Consider the following 14,818-nt stretch of genomic DNA (forward strand, 5'->3'; position numbering starts at 1 on the left):
CCAGTCCAATCGTTAAGAACGGCACGCCAAGATTTCAGATTAACACGATCTCTACCTTGCCGGCCGCTTGATCGGGTCGAGCCTCCATAAATTCAATGCTTGGATACAAATGAGCCAATTTCCGAATTTCTACTCGATCGGTACCGGATGTACGCGGTCCAAATATAATACCGTCAATTTCGTTAATTCCAAACGGCAAGTCCTCGAATGGAGCATCTTTGTTGCGGCCGTTTCCCAAACTAATGCGCCACTCTTTTTCGTATGACCAATAATTCATTTTTGTGTATATAATTGAATTTGTGATCTCCCGCGTATTAGTTGAATCTTGCCCAGAAAAACTGTTAATCAAGTAATCTTCTGTTAGCAGAGATGGGCGAATATCGCTATAAAATATCGGTTTTGCCATTCCAAACATACCGTCAATTTCAGGTATCGATCTAAAGCGAATAACAATGCCTTTGTGTGAGTTGGCGTAGTGAGACCACATCAGGCCAATATCGGGGCTGCTTGTTAGCGATAGGATTTTTATGGGCGAAAGCTCAGCCAGGATTTCTTTGCGATTCTTTGGTAGTTTCGCATGAAGAACAGAAATTCCTTCGTCGAATCCTTGCCCAAACACGTCAAATATGTATTCCTTAGGCAATCCTGGAGTCCTAATTCTAAGCGTTTCTAGAGCAATTCCGAGTTGGTTTCTCGCTGAAATTGGATCGGATCCCGAATAGAGATTCCATATCTTTTCAAGAGATCCTTGTTTGACCTTAGAAAAATCTATTCCATCTGCGGAAACCTGAAGCTGCATTTCGAACGGGTCGTTTAACGTTGCTGCGGTAGACCAACGCAGGGTGCGATTTTCAAGCACTTTCTTTGCTGTTGATTCGCTCATATATTTAAAGAAATGAAGGCGATTGTTCGCCCACGTTCCGGGCATATTTGGAATCGTTTCATCAAAGGTCATTGAAGGACTAAACACTGAACTAGCGCACAAGTCACCTACGCAGTTCCGATGCGATGCCACATTCGACAACGCGCTGTAACCCACGTCGTTAACGAACGAATTTATAGGATGACGCAATGCCAATGCATAAAGATTTTCGGCGCTTATGGGACGTCGCTGGATATGGAACTCAAATGGGCAGCGCCGAGGTAGTTCGCCCTCCTAGCGACAACGTTGTCCGCGTTTATCACCTGACAACCGCCGAATACGGAATAAGCAACCTGGCACTCAAGCGCCTAAAGGTAGCTCGGTTTTTTGAATTGAATGACCCTTTCGAATTGCTCTCCGCTAACTGCAAGGACGTCAGTTTGAGGCGGGCGGCCCAAAGGCACAAGGAAGAATTTAGTACCAAAAATGGTCTCTTGTGTTTCAGCAGCAATTGGACCGATCCTGTACTATGGAGTCATTACGCCGGGAAGCATTCTGGGATATGTCTGGGTTTAAACGTTGACCGGAGGGTGGCCCAAAGAGTTGAATATGAAGATAGCCGTAGAGTGTTTAAGCTCGACATGACATCCCCCGGCGGTCTTTCCGTACAGGTAAGGGAGCTGCTAGTTAAAACCAAGTTCAAGCATTGGGAATATGAGGGTGAGCAAAGAGTAATTGTCGAACTTAACGCAGCAAGCCCAGAAGGCCCACTATATTTCGTACCTTTTAACGCAAATATGGAACTGGCGGAGGTTGTCTTGGGGCCCCTGTGCCATCTTGATTTGGCTGCGGTTCGAGCCTTGGTTCGATCTAGGTACACCGATGATGTGAAAGTGTTCAGATCGCGACCGGCATTCGGTGGTTTCAGCATCGTACCAAAAGAGAGTACAGTGAATTGGTAAGTGCCACGCTCACAAGGTTATCCACAAAGGCCGCACGCTCGCCGTTTCGGAAGCGACGCTGAAGGATCTGAACGGCAAGCTGCTCGCCTTCGGCACCGAGACCTGCTCGATCTTTCCTGCCGGCAATCTGGCGCGATGAACTGCGCGGCGCCTAATCGGCCCCCCGCCGCCGCTCCAGGAAATCGTCGAGAATGGCAAGCTGGCCCTTGAGGATCTTGAGGCCGGCTTCGGGCAGCGTAAACCAACCTGCTTTGTCCACTTCGGGAAATTCCTTCATGGTTCCCGATTTCGGCGGCCATTCCATGCTGAAAACATTGCTCTTGACGGCATTGACGTCGACATCCGTCTCGACGCTGAAGGCAATCACGATCTTGCCACCCGGCTGCTTGTAGCTGCCGACAGGCTGGAAATCGCCGTCGATGCCGACGCCGAGCTCCTCCTGCGCCTCGCGCTTGGCAGCGTCGAGCTCGTCCTCGCCGTCTTCGATCAGCCCCTTCGGGATCGACCATGCGCCTTCATCCTTGCGCGCCCAGAACGGCCCGCCGGGATGGACCAGCAGGAATTCGAAGACACCGGCGGTATGCCGGTAGATCAGCAGGCCAGCACTTCGCTGCGGCATCGGTGGTCCTCATCGCGTTTCCCTATACGTTCGAGAATAGCACGAGTATTTCGCGGCGGATGGTTGGCATTTTCATTGGGAAATCGCGACCCTACCGGCGCATTGCCATTGGATAAAGCCGGCAAGTTGCTGGCAACCGGCATCGAAACATGCTCGATCTTGCTGGCCGGCAAGGCGCTGATTTGGATAGCCGTCTCATTGCCGTATTTGTCGGCGACGACTGGTCCGGTTTGAGGGGAACCGCCGTGTTTTTCAGCCTGATCGCGATTGCCGCCGTCATTGCCTTGTTCGTCATCGTTTCGCGCCTGCAGAAGCGCATTGCCCTGGTCGAACGCGAACTCACCACGCTACAAGGCGTTGTCGCCGCAGGGGCTGCGCAGCCCGCCTCCAGCACGGTTGAAGGCGCTCGGCAAACTGCCCGCGAACCAGCCAAGCTGGCCCCGGCGGCGGCCGCCGCTCTGCCCGAGGACGAGAGCGTCGCCAAGCCTGAGGCCGCCGAGGGCGAGGTTGCGGCGGGACCCTGGGCGAAAGGCGAGGGGAGCCTGGAAGGTCCCACCGATCCGGCCAATCCGGAAGAGCCTGCCGCACCTGTCGAGGCGGCCGCGAAGGCTGCGCGCAAGACCGATGTCGAGACGGCGCTCGGCACCCGCTGGGCGGTCTGGGTCGGCGGCATCGCGCTGGCGCTGGGCGGCCTGTTCCTGATCCGCTACACCATCGAAGCCGGCATTTTCGGCCCCGGCGTGCGCCTGACCATGGCCGGCATCCTCGGCCTGGTGCTGGTTGCCGGCGCCGAATTCATCCGCCGTACCGGCTTCAAAGTACCGGTGCAGGGCGCGGCCGGCGCCTACATTCCGGCAATCCTGACCGGGGCCGGCGCCTTCATCCTGTTCGGCACCGTCTATGCCGCGCATGCGATCTATGGCTTCATCGGCCCGGCACCGGCCTTTGCGTTGCTTGGCGCCATCGGCGTCGCGGCCATTGCCGCTTCGCTTGTGCATGGCTTGGCGCTGGCCGGCATCGGCCTTGTCGGCGCCATGGTCACGCCGGCACTGGTTTCCTCGCAAGCGCCTAATCCCTGGGCGCTGTTCGTCTATCTGGCGATCGTGCTCACCGCGACCGCCGCCGTTGCGCGCATTCGCAACTGGCGGGCGCTGGTCGCCACGGCCTTCGCCGGCACCGGCATCTGGACCATCCTCTATATGAGCGATGCGCCCGATGCGAACCTCGCTTCGATCCTTTTCATCAGCCTGGCCACGCTCGCCGTGCTTGCCCTCGTCTGGCTTGCCGGGCAGGACGATACCGAGCGCGGCTTCGACTGGCCGTCGATCGTACCTGGATTGTTCATTGCGTTGAGTGCGCTCGGCCTGTCCGTCGATCCGGCCTTTGCCCCTGCGGGCGATGCCTTGCATGGCGCGATACTGCTTGCGGCCCTTGTCGGGGTGGCGCTCTACCGGCCGCTCGCGATGCCGTTGGTCTTCACCGCCGGGCTGGCCACGGTGATGATCTATCTCGGCATCATCCCGCCGACCACCGTTGGCGCCGATGCGCTCGATGTCGGGCTCGACGCCCAGCCTTTGGCGGCGCCCGGAGCGCTGACCTTCCGCATCGGTATTGTGCTTGCCCTGATCTTCCTCGCCGCCGGCTTCTGGGCCGCAAGGCACTTCGTCGTCACGGCGCGGATACGCGCGGCCTGCTGGGCGGCATGGGGCGTCATTGTCCCGTTGGTGGTGCTGATGGCGCTGTGGCTCACCTTCGGCGATATCGACCGCGATCTCGGCTATGCGCTGCCGGCGCTGCTCCTGGTGCTTGTCTTCGCCGCCGGCGGCGAATGGATCGCGCGCGCGGAAAACCCGTCGTTTACCGGCGGCCTGGCCGTTTCCTTCGCGCTGGCCGGCGCCGGCCTCGCCGGCCTCCTGATGCTGCACATGGCCTTCGGTTCCGGCTGGACCACCGTGCTGCTCGGTGCCGCGGCCATCGTGCTGGCGCTGGCGACGCGCTGGCGCTCTTACCCCATATTGGGCTGGATCGCGGTGGGTGCGGTGATCGCCGTGCTCGGCCGCGTCGCCTTCGATCCGACCATCGTCGGTGCCGCGGCGCTGACGAGAACGCCGGTCTTCAACTGGCTGCTCGTGGGTTATGGCGTGCCGGCGCTCGCCTTCGGCTTTGCCGCCTGGCAGCTCGCCCGCACCACCAATGGCAGGCCGCGCCTCGCCATGGAGGCGGCCTCGGCGCTGTTTGCGCTGTTGACCGTTGCGATGCTGGTGCGCCACGCCATGCATGGCGGCGTCATCGACACCGGCACCGTGACCCTTGCTGAACAGGCGATCTACACGCTGATCGCGCTCGGCGGCGGCGCCATACTCGTCGCCATCGACATGCGTTCACCGAGCTCGGTGCTGCGCTATGGCTCGATGGCGGCCGGCGTGGTCTCGGTCGGCCTGATCGCCGTCCAGCATTTTTTGCTTCTGAACCCGCTCTTCACGGACGAGTCGACCGGCACCATCCCGGTCTTCAACCTGCTGTTGCTGGCCTATCTGCTGCCGGCAATCGCCGCCGGCGCGTTGGCGCTTTATGTCCGCGACAAGCGCCCGAAATGGTATGCCGCGATGCTGGCGCTGGTCGCAGCGCTGCTTGCCTTCGTCTACGCAACACTCTCGGTGCGGCGCGTGTTCAAGGGCGAGTTCATCGCCTGGTGGAACGGGCTCGGCCAGCTCGAGACTTACACCTATTCAGCGCTCTGGCTGGTCATCGGGGTTTTGCTGCTCACCGCCGGCGTCTGGCTGAAATCGCAGGTGCTGCGCATCGCTTCCGCCGCGCTGATTGCGGTGGCCGTGGTGAAGGTCTTTTTGTTTGACATGTCCGAGCTCGAAGGCGTGCTGCGCGCGCTCTCCTTCATCGGCCTCGGCGCGGTGCTGATCGGCATCGGCCTGTTCTACCAGCGGCTGCTGACGCGGGCGGCGAAAGAGGGGTGAGGTCTCCCGGCTTGTTTGAATATCCAAAATGGAATATATGAATATCCACCGGGAGATATTCATATGCCGCTCTACATTCGTGATGACGAGGTCGATGCACTGGCGACAAAATTGCAGCGCGAGACCAATGCTTCGAGCAAGACAGAAGCCGTGCGGACAGCCCTCCTGCACGAGCTTGAACGCCAGCGCGCCAAAGTGCCGCTGAGCGATCGGATCGCTAAGCTGCAAACAGAGGCGAAGAAGCTCGGCCTGCCCAACCCCGTCAACATGAAGAAATTCACCGATGAGCTGTGGGAAGATTGATGTTTGTCGACGCTTCGGTGATCGTCGCCATTCTCAACCAGGAACCGGGCTGGGAGGAATTGTCCAAACGGCTTTCCGAACCGGTCGACTTCTACGTTTCCGCGATGGTCCGTTTTGAGGCGACACAGGCTCTGGCGCGCGCCGGCGCCGGTGCCCGCAAGCTGACCGCTGAAGCCCTCCTGAAGGCGCGCGATCTGGTGGATCAACTGATTGTGGAAATCGGCGGAGAAAATGTATCGATCGGCGAGGAGATCGGTTCGCGCGCCATCGACGCCAGCGCTCGCTATGGCAAGGCCGTCGGCCATCAAGCCGATCTCAATTTCGGCGACTGTTTTGCCTATGCTTGTGCGAAAACGCTCGCCATTCCGCTGCTCTATAAGGGCAATGATTTCATGCTGACGGATTTAAGATAATTCGGCTTTCTCGTTGATTAGCGGGAATAAATTGGCCAATTGCCTCGTTATTCCTGTGCTTGGGTAACCGGAGCGGGTGGTCCGCTTCGTGCTGACTGCTTGCGCCGCGCCCTGAAGGCGCGTTTTATCGGGACGAAAGCGACCTCGAAAACAAGCGGTCATGGACGACAAGAAGGCAGCGATCCTGAGCGAGATACCGCGGTTGCGGCGCTATGCGCGCTCGCTGCTGCGCGACCGCGATTCCGCCGACGATCTCGTCCAGGACTGCCTGGAGCGGGCGCTCGTGCGGCTCGACAACTGGCAGACTGGAGAAAGCCCCCGGAGGTGGCTGTTTACGATCATGCACCACTTGTTCATCGACCAGATGCGCAAGGTCAACCGGCGCGGCGAGGCGGCGATCCTGCCTCTCGAAGCCGGCGAAGCCCAGTCCGCGCCCGCCGATCAGGTCGAAACCATAGCCTCGCGCGAGATCATGGATGCCTTGCAGGCGATCAGCCCCGATCGCCGCGCCGCGCTGGTCATGGTCGCCATCGAAGGTTTCTCCTATGCCGAGGCCGCCAACATCCTCGGCGTGCCGGCCGGCACGCTGATGTCGCGCATTGCGCGCGGCCGCGAGGAGTTGCGCGGGCTGCTCGACGATACCGCACGCCGCCGCTCGATAAGGGTTGTCGAGAAATGACCCGCCGCGATTTCTCCGAACGCGATATCCACATGGCCCTCGACGGCGAACTGCCGGGCGAGGAACGCATGGCCTATGACGCTTGGCTGGAGACCAATCCCGAGATGAAGGCGAGGGCCGCGCGCTATAGCGCCGACCGTGCAGCACTTCGCTCCGCCTTCGCCGGCGTGATGGACGAGCCGGTGCCGGCGAGGCTGCGCCAGGCGGTATTCGGTGAAACGGCAGCGAGAATGCCGGCCTGGCGCTCGCGCTGGTGGTTGTCGGCCGCTGCTGCCGTGGTGCTCGCGGTTGGCGGTCTTGGCGGCTATGCCGCCGGCATCGATGGCGTCGGCAAGACCGACGACAGCGACGACGTGCTCGCCGAGCAGGCGATCGCCGCCCATGTCATCTACGCCGCCGAAAAGCGCCACGCGGTCGAAGTTCCGGCAAGCGACAAGGATCATCTGCAGACCTGGCTCTCCAACCGCATCGGGCTGAAGCTGGTGGCGCCCGATCTGGCCAGCGAAGGTTTCGAACTGGTCGGCGGCCGGCTGCTCCCGGCTGGCCAGGGCAAGGCCGCCATGCTGCTCTATGAAGATGCCAAGGGCGAACGCATCTCGCTGTTCGTCACCGCCGAATCGTCGGCGACGACCAATGGCACCTACACGGCCGAGGCCGATGGCCCGGAGGCCGTCTATTGGCTCGACAAGGGCTATGGCTGCGCCGTCGTCGGCTCGCTGCCGGCCGAGCGCCTGTCGGCGGTCGCCAAGAGTGCCTATGGCCAGCTTGTGGCCGGTATCTCGAGCTGAACCGGCGCTGGTCTCGGCAGCCGGCGGTCTTTCAAAACAAGGATGCTGTTCAAAGATTCCGCCCTTCCTTGCCGATGCGGAAACTGTCACAATTCGGCCCTAATCAAGGAGCGATAGCGCTTGATGGGTGCCGGTGTTTCGGCCGGTGTCCGCTTTATTGCCGGGGCCTTTTCCACAAACTCAATCGAGGTTCTCCCAAGCCCTTATGCCTGCCGAGATCCGCAAGGCCCGCGCATCAGACGTCGATGACCTCGCCGCCATCGAAAAGGCGGTGTTCAGTAGCGATCGCTTGTCGCGCCGCTCCTTCCGCCAGTTGATCGAGCGCGAGACGGCCAACATGCTGGTGGCTGAAAACGAGGGACGCGTCGCCGGCCATGCGGTGGTGCTGTTTCGCAAGGGCAGCGGCGTGGCGCGGCTCTATTCCATCGCGGTCAGCCCGTTCTTCGGCCGGCTCGGCATCGGCCGCCAGCTCCTGGACGCGGCGGAGGATGCGGCCTTCGAGCACGACCGCCTGTTGCTGCGCCTCGAAGTGCGCGAGGACAATGACCGCGCCATCCGCATCTACGAGCAGGCCGGCTATCGCAAATTAGGCCGAGAGCCCGACTATTACGAAGATGGCGCGACCGCGTTGCGCTATGAAAAGACGCTGCGTGGCGACACACCGATCGCCACCGAGGTGCCGTTCTACCAGCAGACCTGCGAATTCACCTGCGGCCCATGCTGCCTGATGATGGCGATGGCCAATTTCGACCATGGCTTTGTCCCCGACCCGGTGATGGAAATCCGTTTGTGGCGCGAGGCCACCACGGTCTTCATGATGTCGGGTCCGGGCGGTTGCGAGCCTTTCGGCCTGGCGGTCTCCGGCTATGAAAGCGGGCTGGCGGCGGAGATCTTCGTTTCCTTCTACGGCGCGCTGTTCCTGCAGTCGGTGCGCAGCGAGGACAAACGCCGCGTCATGGAACTCGCCCAGGTCGATTTCCGCCGCCGCGCGGAACTCTACGGCATTCCGGTCAATTACCGTTCGTTCGGCATCGACGACATCCGCGCCGCCCTGGCTCAGGGCAAGCTGGTGGTGGTGCTGGTCAGCGGCTTCCTGATGTTCGGCAAGAAGGTGCCGCATTGGGTGCTGGCCATCGGCGATGACGGCGACCATATCCTGATCCACGACCCCTGGGTCGAGGACGAAAGGCAGGAAACCATTCTCGACGCCGCCAACATTCCAGTGCCTTACGACATCTTCATGAACATGGCGCAGTTCGGCCGCGACGGCTTGCGGGCCGCCATCACTCTGGGAAAACGCTGAGACAATGACCTGGGTCATCCTTACCGGCAGGCAGAACGACATCGATCAGGTGGCCACACCCCACAAGATCATCACCAACCGCGACTACCTCGCCCATCCCGCGCTGTTTCGCGGCCAACGGCCGAAGGTGATCAACCTGTCGAACAATTACGCCTACCAGAGCCGCGGCTATTATGCATCGCTGCTGGCCGGATCGCGCGGCCACAGGGTGATCCCGACGGTCGAGACAATGATCGACCTGTCCGAGCGCAAGCTCTACGAGCATGCGCTGCCGGAACTCGAGCTCGCCTTGAACAAATGCCGCAAGGATCTCGGCGGCGTCTTTCCAACCAAGGTCGCGATCTTCTTCGGCATTGGCCCGTCCAAGATATGGGACCGTTTCGCCAAGCTTCTGTTCGACTGGTTCCGCGCGCCGGCGCTGGAGGTCCACATCAAGGACAGCGCCGAATGGGCGTCGATCCGCAAGATCGGCTTCCTGCCTTTGGCCCGTATGAGCGACGAGGAGGAACCCTTCTTCCTGCAATGCCTGGATACCTACACCAATCGCGAATGGCGCGACACCAAGGGTCGCACGCCGGCCCGCTACACCTTCGCGACGCTGGTCGACCCGCATGAAGAATTGCCGCCGTCCGAAATCTCCTCGCTGCGCTACTGGGCAAGGATCGCCGAGAAGATGGGCGTCGAAGTCGAGCCGATCACCAGGAAGGACCTGGCCAAGCTCGCCAACTATGACGCGCTGTTCATCCGCGAGACGACCTCGATCTCCAACCACACCTACCGCTTCGCGCGCCGCGCCCAGCAGGAAGGCATGCCGGTGATCGACGACCCGTTGTCGATGATCCGCTGCACCAACAAGGTCTATCTCAACGAGCTGATGACCTACAACAAAGTGCCGGTGCCGCCGACGGTGATGATCGCCGGCACCTCCGATTTCGAAGTCGCGGCGCAGACGCTGGGCTTCCCGCTGGTGCTGAAGATCCCGGACTCCTCCTTCTCGCGCGGCGTCAAGAAATGCGAGAACATGGCCGAGCTGACCACGCTCGCAACCGAGTGGCTGGACGATTCCGACCTGTTGATCGCGCAGAAGTTCATCCCGACCGAATATGATTGGCGCGTTGGCGTGCTCGGCGGCCAGCCGCTGTTTGCCGTGCACTATCTGATGGCGAAAAAGCACTGGCAGATCGTCAACCACAAGGCCAGCGGCAAGCCGGACCAGGGCGGCATCAAAACCTTCACCCTGAAGCAGACGCCGCAGCATGTCGTCGAGACGGCGGTCAAGGCGGCAAAATGCATCGGCGACGGCCTCTACGGCGTCGACCTCAAGGAAACCAAGGACGGCGTCTTCGTCATCGAAGTCAACGACAACCCCAATCTCGACCATGGCTGGGAGGATTCCGGCGAGAAGGACGAGCTGTGGGTGCGGCTGACCCAGTGGTTCCTGGAACGCCTGGAACGACCGGATAAGTAGAGGAATTGAGGAACTGGGGAATTGAAGAACTGGGGAATTGAGGACGTGAGGAAGTGAGGAAGTGAGGAAGTGAGGACGGATGGCTCGCGGGACGCTCAATTCTTCAGTTCCTCAGTTCCCCAATGAACTGAGGCAAAAGAATGCTGTTTTTCGTCATCGAGGATTATCGTGGCAGCGATCGTAAGGAGACCTACCGTCGCTTCAACGACAAGGGGCGACTGAAGCCGGACGAACTTGTCGTCCATCACAGCTGGATCGCCGGTGACATGAGCCGCTGCTTCCTGCTGGTCGAGACCGACGACGTCACGATCCTGCAGCGCTGGGCCATCGAGTGGAACGACCTGGTCGAGTTCGAGATCATCCCGGTGGCGACCAACAAGGACATGGTCGCGGCCTTGGCCGGGCACCTCTAGGCAATCAGCGCCGGCGATTTGACCGCGCGCACGCATTCCCCGATCAGCCATTCCCGGAACGCGGCCACGACATCGCGTCTTGCGCTGCGTTCGGGGATCGTCAGGCAATAGGGCTGGCGCAGTTCCAACGCTCGGGCGGCGGGCCGAACCAGCCTGCCGTCTTCCAGGGCCTGGGCGCAGTAGATGCCTTGCGCCAGCGCCACGCCCAGTCCCGAAATGGCAAGGTCAAGCGCCGCCCGCGACGAATTGGCCGACAGGCCGCGCTGCGCGGATCGGGCGGGCTCGATGCCTGCCGCCTCGAACCAGTTGCGCCAGGACGGAAAGGATGCGCCGGTCGGCCCCCAGTCGGTGTGGATCAGCGGCATGCCGGCGAGGGCCGGGGATTTGACCCTGTCGGCAACCCCCGGCGCGCAGACCGGGTAGACGGCGTCCCTGACGATCTCCTCCGTCGGATGCTCGCGATAATGCGGCCCGTAGGAGAGCCGGATGTCGATCAGCTCGCGGTCGAACGGCACGGGGTCATCGTCGCCCCTCAGCGAAATATCGGCGGCGCCGTGTGTCCGGACAAAGCCGGCGAGGCGCTCGGAAAGCCAGCCCATCGCCATCGATGGCGGCACCGAGATGACCAGCCTCGGCCGGAAGGCATCGCCGCCGACATCGCGCGCGACGCTGCCGATCTCCTGGAAGGCCATGGTGAGCCGGGGCAGCATCTCGACGCCGGCTTCGGTCAGCACGACGCGCCGGTTGACGCGGTGAAACAGTTTTCGACCGAGCTGTTCCTCGACGGTGCGGATCAGCTGGCTCACGGCCGCCGCCGAGACCGACAATTCGTCGGCCGCGGCGGCGAAGCTGCCGGTGCGTGCGGCGGTCTCGAAAGCCTGGAGTCCGCGTAAGGAGGGAAGGGCGACCATGGACCATCAGTTAGATAAGTTCAGCTTATCTATTTTGCAGAAATCCTCGTTTTTCGAAAGGTTTCTTTTCGGAGTAAAGCTTGCTCATGAGCACGATCGATCACCACGACGCCGTCGACCACCGTCAAATCATCGCTTCGCTGACCAATGAGCAGCGCAGCCGGCTGACCGGCAAGTCGGACGGGCCGGGCGCTATCCAGTTCGGCCTGCATTTCGGCGCGATCATCGTTCTTGGCGCGCTGATCGCGGCCAAGGTGCCGTATTGGCCGGCGCTGATGCTGCCCCAAGGCATCCTGATCATCTTCCTGTTCACGCTGCTGCACGAGACGGTGCACAGGACGGCCTTCGAAACCCAGTGGCTCAACGACGCGGTGGCGCGGCTATGCAGCCTGGCGATCGCGCTGCCCGCCGACTGGTTTCGTTACTTCCACTTCGCCCACCACCGCTTCACCCAGGACCCCGACAACGATCCGGAGCTGGCCTTCCCGAAACCCGAGACGCTGCGGCAATACATCATCCATGTTTCGGGCCTGCCGGTATGGCGGGGTCATTTCACGACGCTTTACACCAATGCGACTGGAGCCTGCCGCGACAGCTATGTGCCGCCCAAGGGCCTGCCCAAGGTAAAGGCCGAGGCGCGGGCGATGATCGCGTTCTATCTGGCGGTCCTGGCGCTTGCCGTCTGGTTCAAGGCAAGTGTGCTGCTCTATGTGTGGCTTGTGCCCGCGCTGCTTGGCCAGCCCTTCCTGCGGCTCTATCTGCTGGCAGAGCATGGCCGCTGCCCCTTCGTTGCCAACATGCTGGAAAACACCAGGACGACGCTGACCAACTGGTTCGTGCGCAAGCTCGCCTGGAACATGCCCTATCACGCGGAGCACCATGCTTATCCCGGCGTGCCGTTCCACCAATTGCCGGCCTTCCACCAGCTGATCGAGCGGCACCTCAAAGTGGTCGAGCCCGGCTATGTCAGCTTCCACGAAAAATACATCGAGACGCTGCGCTGACGGTAGCGTTCAAACCGGCCCCTTGGCTGCCAAGGTCTGCTCGACCAGCGTGACGAAATAGCGGAGCACGGTGGGCACGATGGCGTCGTTGAAGACATAGCGGTCGCCGTGCAGCCCTTCGCCCGGCCCGACGGCGCCGGCGCCGATCCAGGCATAGCAGCCACCCGCTTCGCGAGTCATATAAGCAAAATCCTCGCAGCCGAGGCTCGGGTTGAACGCCGTCTCGACCTGCTCGCGGCCGACGACAGCGGTCGCGGCCTGCACAGCCTGCCCTGTCGCGGCCTGCGTGTTGACCAGCGGCGGGTAGCCTTTCTTGTAAGCGAGCTTGCAGGTCAGGCCATGCGCCGAGGCGATACCGTTTGCGATATCGCCGATCAGCTTTTCGCAATGGTCCGATAAAGCTGGCTCGAAGAAGCGGCAGGTTGCCTGCACCCAGACCTTGCCCGGCACAATATTGCCGACATTGCCGCCATGGATCTGCGTGATCGAGACAACCAGCGCCGTCTGCGGGTCGACCGAGCGGCTGACGACGCGCTGCACGGCCTGGACGAAGGCGCCGGCGGCAAGGATAGGATCGTCGCCAAGCTGCGGCATGGCGGCATGCGCGCCGGTTCCCTCAAAACTGAGCTCGAAATTGTCGACAGCCGCCATCATCGGGCCGGCACGCGCCGCGATCGTGCCGAGCGGCAGTCCCGGCCAATTGTGGACGGCGTAGACCGCCTCCACCGGGAAGCGGCTGAAGAGCCCGTCCTCGATCATGCGCATGCTGCCGCCTTCATTCTCCTCGGCCGGCTGGAAGATGAAATAGACGGTGCCGTCGAAGGCTCTGGCGTCGGCGAGCAGCTTGGCGGCGCCAAGCAGCATCGCAGTATGGCCGTCATGGCCGCAGGCATGCATCACGCCGGCCTTTTTCGAGGCGTAGGGCAGCCCCGTCTTTTCCAGGACAGGCAGGGCGTCGAGTTCGGCCCTGAGCCCGATGGCGCGCCCGCCCGCCCGGCCCTTGAGGACACCGACCACGCCGGTACCGCCAATGCCTTCATGGACTTCATCGAGCCCGAAGGCTTTGAGCTTTTCGGCAACGAAGCGCGCGGTCTCGTGTTCTGAGAAACCGAGCTCGGGATTGGCGTGGATATGATGCCGCCATTCCAGCACCTGCGGGGTGAGGGCAGCTATGGGATCGTTGTGCAGCATTGCGAACTCCTGTCCGGCCGGCGTAAATTGGTCTTGTCGAGGCCAGCATCTAGGCACTTGCGCCGGCAGCGTCTTGAACAGGATTGACCGTGTCGGGAATTCGAGAACCGCAGGAGACGACGCAGTTCTGGCGCCACCCGCGCTTTCGCGATCTTGGCATGCTCAAGGCGCGCTTCACGCGGCACCGCTACGAGTTGCACACGCATCCGACCTATGTCGTCGCGCTCATCACGCAGGGCTGCGAGCGGGTGCGCGTCGCCAACGAGAGCGTCGTCGCGCCGGCGGGCAAGGTTCTGCTGGTCAATCCGGAAGTATGGCATGACGGCGAGGCCGGCGCCGACGAGGGCTGGGCCTATCGCACCTTCTACCCTTCGGCAGCCCTTATGGGTTCGATCGCGGAAGAGCTCGGGCAGGACCGCGCGCCGCTGTTTTCCCGCGCGATCGTCGACGACCGCGATATCGTCCAGGCGGTGGCCGCCGCGCATCATGGCTCGGCATCCGGTGACCCGACAAACTCTGAAACCTCGATGCTGATCGCCTTGCGCAAGCTCATCCTGCGCCATGGCGATTGGGGCGGCCGGCGGCGCGAGGCGGTCGAAAACTTCGGTTCGCAAGGCAGGCTCTCGATCTACGAACAGGTTATCGCGGACAATCTGAGCCTTGATCTCGATTTGCGGCGGCTCGCCGAAGCCGCCGGCGTGACGCGCTTCCAGGTCATCCGGGATTTCAAGAAGGTGCTCGGCCTGACGCCCGCCGCCTTCATCCGCGACCGCCGGCAGCGCCGCGCCAGCCTTTTGATCCAGCAAGGCGCGAATCTCGCGGATGCCGCCTTTGCCGCCGGCTTTGCCGACCAAAGCCATCTGTCTCGCATTTTCCGTTCAGCGCACGGGATGACGCCGGGCATGTTCAGGCGCGCTGGCGCCTGACGAC

The 14,818-nt window shown here is 61.7% G+C and carries 15 protein-coding genes; 11 read left to right on the forward strand and 4 right to left on the reverse strand.

Annotation, left to right across the window (positions count from 1 at the left end; translation table 11 throughout):
- Positions 1-34: 34 nt before the first annotated feature.
- Both AB6802_RS23750 and AB6802_RS23755 read right to left on the reverse strand, forming a co-directional pair.
- Positions 35-955 carry a DUF2971 domain-containing protein gene (locus tag AB6802_RS23750; RefSeq protein WP_371012621.1) on the reverse strand — a complete coding sequence of 307 codons (921 nt, stop codon included), beginning with the start codon at positions 953-955 and terminating at the stop codon, positions 35-37.
- Positions 956-1,975: 1,020 nt separating this feature from the next.
- Complete coding sequence (locus tag AB6802_RS23755) at positions 1,976-2,443, reverse strand: NUDIX domain-containing protein (RefSeq protein WP_371012622.1); 468 nt, start codon at positions 2,441-2,443, stop codon at positions 1,976-1,978.
- A gap of 63 nt (positions 2,444-2,506) precedes the next feature.
- On the opposite strand from AB6802_RS23755, the gene AB6802_RS23760 reads away from it, so the two are divergent.
- The 9 genes from AB6802_RS23760 to AB6802_RS23800 all read left to right on the forward strand — a co-directional run bounded on the left by AB6802_RS23760 (position 2,507) and on the right by AB6802_RS23800 (position 10,782).
- Positions 2,507-2,677 carry a hypothetical protein gene (locus tag AB6802_RS23760; protein ID WP_371012623.1) on the forward strand — a complete coding sequence of 57 codons (171 nt, stop codon included), beginning with the start codon at positions 2,507-2,509 and terminating at the stop codon, positions 2,675-2,677.
- A gap of 11 nt (positions 2,678-2,688) precedes the next feature.
- Positions 2,689-5,415 carry a DUF2339 domain-containing protein gene (locus AB6802_RS23765; RefSeq protein WP_371012624.1) on the forward strand — a complete coding sequence of 909 codons (2,727 nt, stop codon included), beginning with the start codon at positions 2,689-2,691 and terminating at the stop codon, positions 5,413-5,415.
- A 63-nt stretch (positions 5,416-5,478) separates the two neighbouring features.
- Complete coding sequence (locus tag AB6802_RS23770; RefSeq protein ID WP_371012625.1) at positions 5,479-5,718, forward strand: type II toxin-antitoxin system VapB family antitoxin; 240 nt, start codon at positions 5,479-5,481, stop codon at positions 5,716-5,718.
- Positions 5,718-6,131: a type II toxin-antitoxin system VapC family toxin gene (locus AB6802_RS23775; RefSeq protein ID WP_371012626.1), complete on the forward strand. Its 414-nt coding sequence runs from the start codon at positions 5,718-5,720 to the stop codon at positions 6,129-6,131. Before AB6802_RS23770 ends, AB6802_RS23775 begins: the two co-directional genes overlap by 1 nt.
- Before the next feature lie 160 nt (positions 6,132-6,291).
- Positions 6,292-6,810 (forward strand): sigma-70 family RNA polymerase sigma factor, encoded by a 519-nt coding sequence (locus AB6802_RS23780; protein WP_371012627.1) that lies wholly within the window; start codon positions 6,292-6,294, stop codon positions 6,808-6,810.
- Positions 6,807-7,598: an anti-sigma factor gene (locus AB6802_RS23785; protein ID WP_371012628.1), complete on the forward strand. Its 792-nt coding sequence runs from the start codon at positions 6,807-6,809 to the stop codon at positions 7,596-7,598. Before AB6802_RS23780 ends, AB6802_RS23785 begins: the two co-directional genes overlap by 4 nt.
- Before the next feature lie 205 nt (positions 7,599-7,803).
- A complete protein-coding gene (locus tag AB6802_RS23790) occupies positions 7,804-8,901 on the forward strand; it encodes a peptidase C39 family protein (RefSeq protein WP_371012629.1) in 1,098 nt (365 codons plus the stop codon).
- 4 nt (positions 8,902-8,905) lie between these two features.
- Positions 8,906-10,369: a RimK family protein gene (locus AB6802_RS23795; RefSeq protein ID WP_371012630.1), complete on the forward strand. Its 1,464-nt coding sequence runs from the start codon at positions 8,906-8,908 to the stop codon at positions 10,367-10,369.
- 140 nt (positions 10,370-10,509) lie between these two features.
- Positions 10,510-10,782, forward strand: coding sequence for a DUF3303 domain-containing protein (locus AB6802_RS23800; RefSeq protein WP_371012631.1), 273 nt, complete (start codon positions 10,510-10,512; stop codon positions 10,780-10,782).
- On the opposite strand, the gene AB6802_RS23805 is transcribed toward AB6802_RS23800, so the two are convergent.
- On the reverse strand, positions 10,779-11,693 hold the full coding sequence (locus tag AB6802_RS23805; RefSeq protein WP_371012632.1) for a LysR substrate-binding domain-containing protein: 915 nt from the start codon (positions 11,691-11,693) through the stop codon (positions 10,779-10,781). The two genes, AB6802_RS23800 and AB6802_RS23805, sit on opposite strands and share 4 nt — an antisense overlap.
- A gap of 86 nt (positions 11,694-11,779) precedes the next feature.
- Between AB6802_RS23805 and AB6802_RS23810 the strand changes: the two genes are divergently transcribed.
- Entirely contained in the window at positions 11,780-12,697 is a 918-nt protein-coding gene (locus AB6802_RS23810) for a fatty acid desaturase family protein (protein WP_371012633.1), read from the forward strand.
- A 9-nt stretch (positions 12,698-12,706) separates the two neighbouring features.
- Here AB6802_RS23810 and AB6802_RS23815 read toward each other — a convergent pair whose 3' ends face one another.
- Positions 12,707-13,888, reverse strand: a complete 1,182-nt coding sequence (locus AB6802_RS23815) for an amidohydrolase (RefSeq protein WP_371012634.1) — start codon at positions 13,886-13,888, stop codon at positions 12,707-12,709.
- An 89-nt stretch (positions 13,889-13,977) separates the two neighbouring features.
- On the opposite strand from AB6802_RS23815, the gene AB6802_RS23820 reads away from it, so the two are divergent.
- Positions 13,978-14,814, forward strand: a complete 837-nt coding sequence (locus tag AB6802_RS23820; protein ID WP_371012635.1) for an AraC family ligand binding domain-containing protein — start codon at positions 13,978-13,980, stop codon at positions 14,812-14,814.
- The last annotated feature ends 4 nt before the right edge of the window (positions 14,815-14,818 follow it).

This window comes from Mesorhizobium sp. RCC_202 (genome assembly GCF_041355295.1).
Lineage (GTDB): Bacteria > Pseudomonadota > Alphaproteobacteria > Rhizobiales > Rhizobiaceae > Mesorhizobium.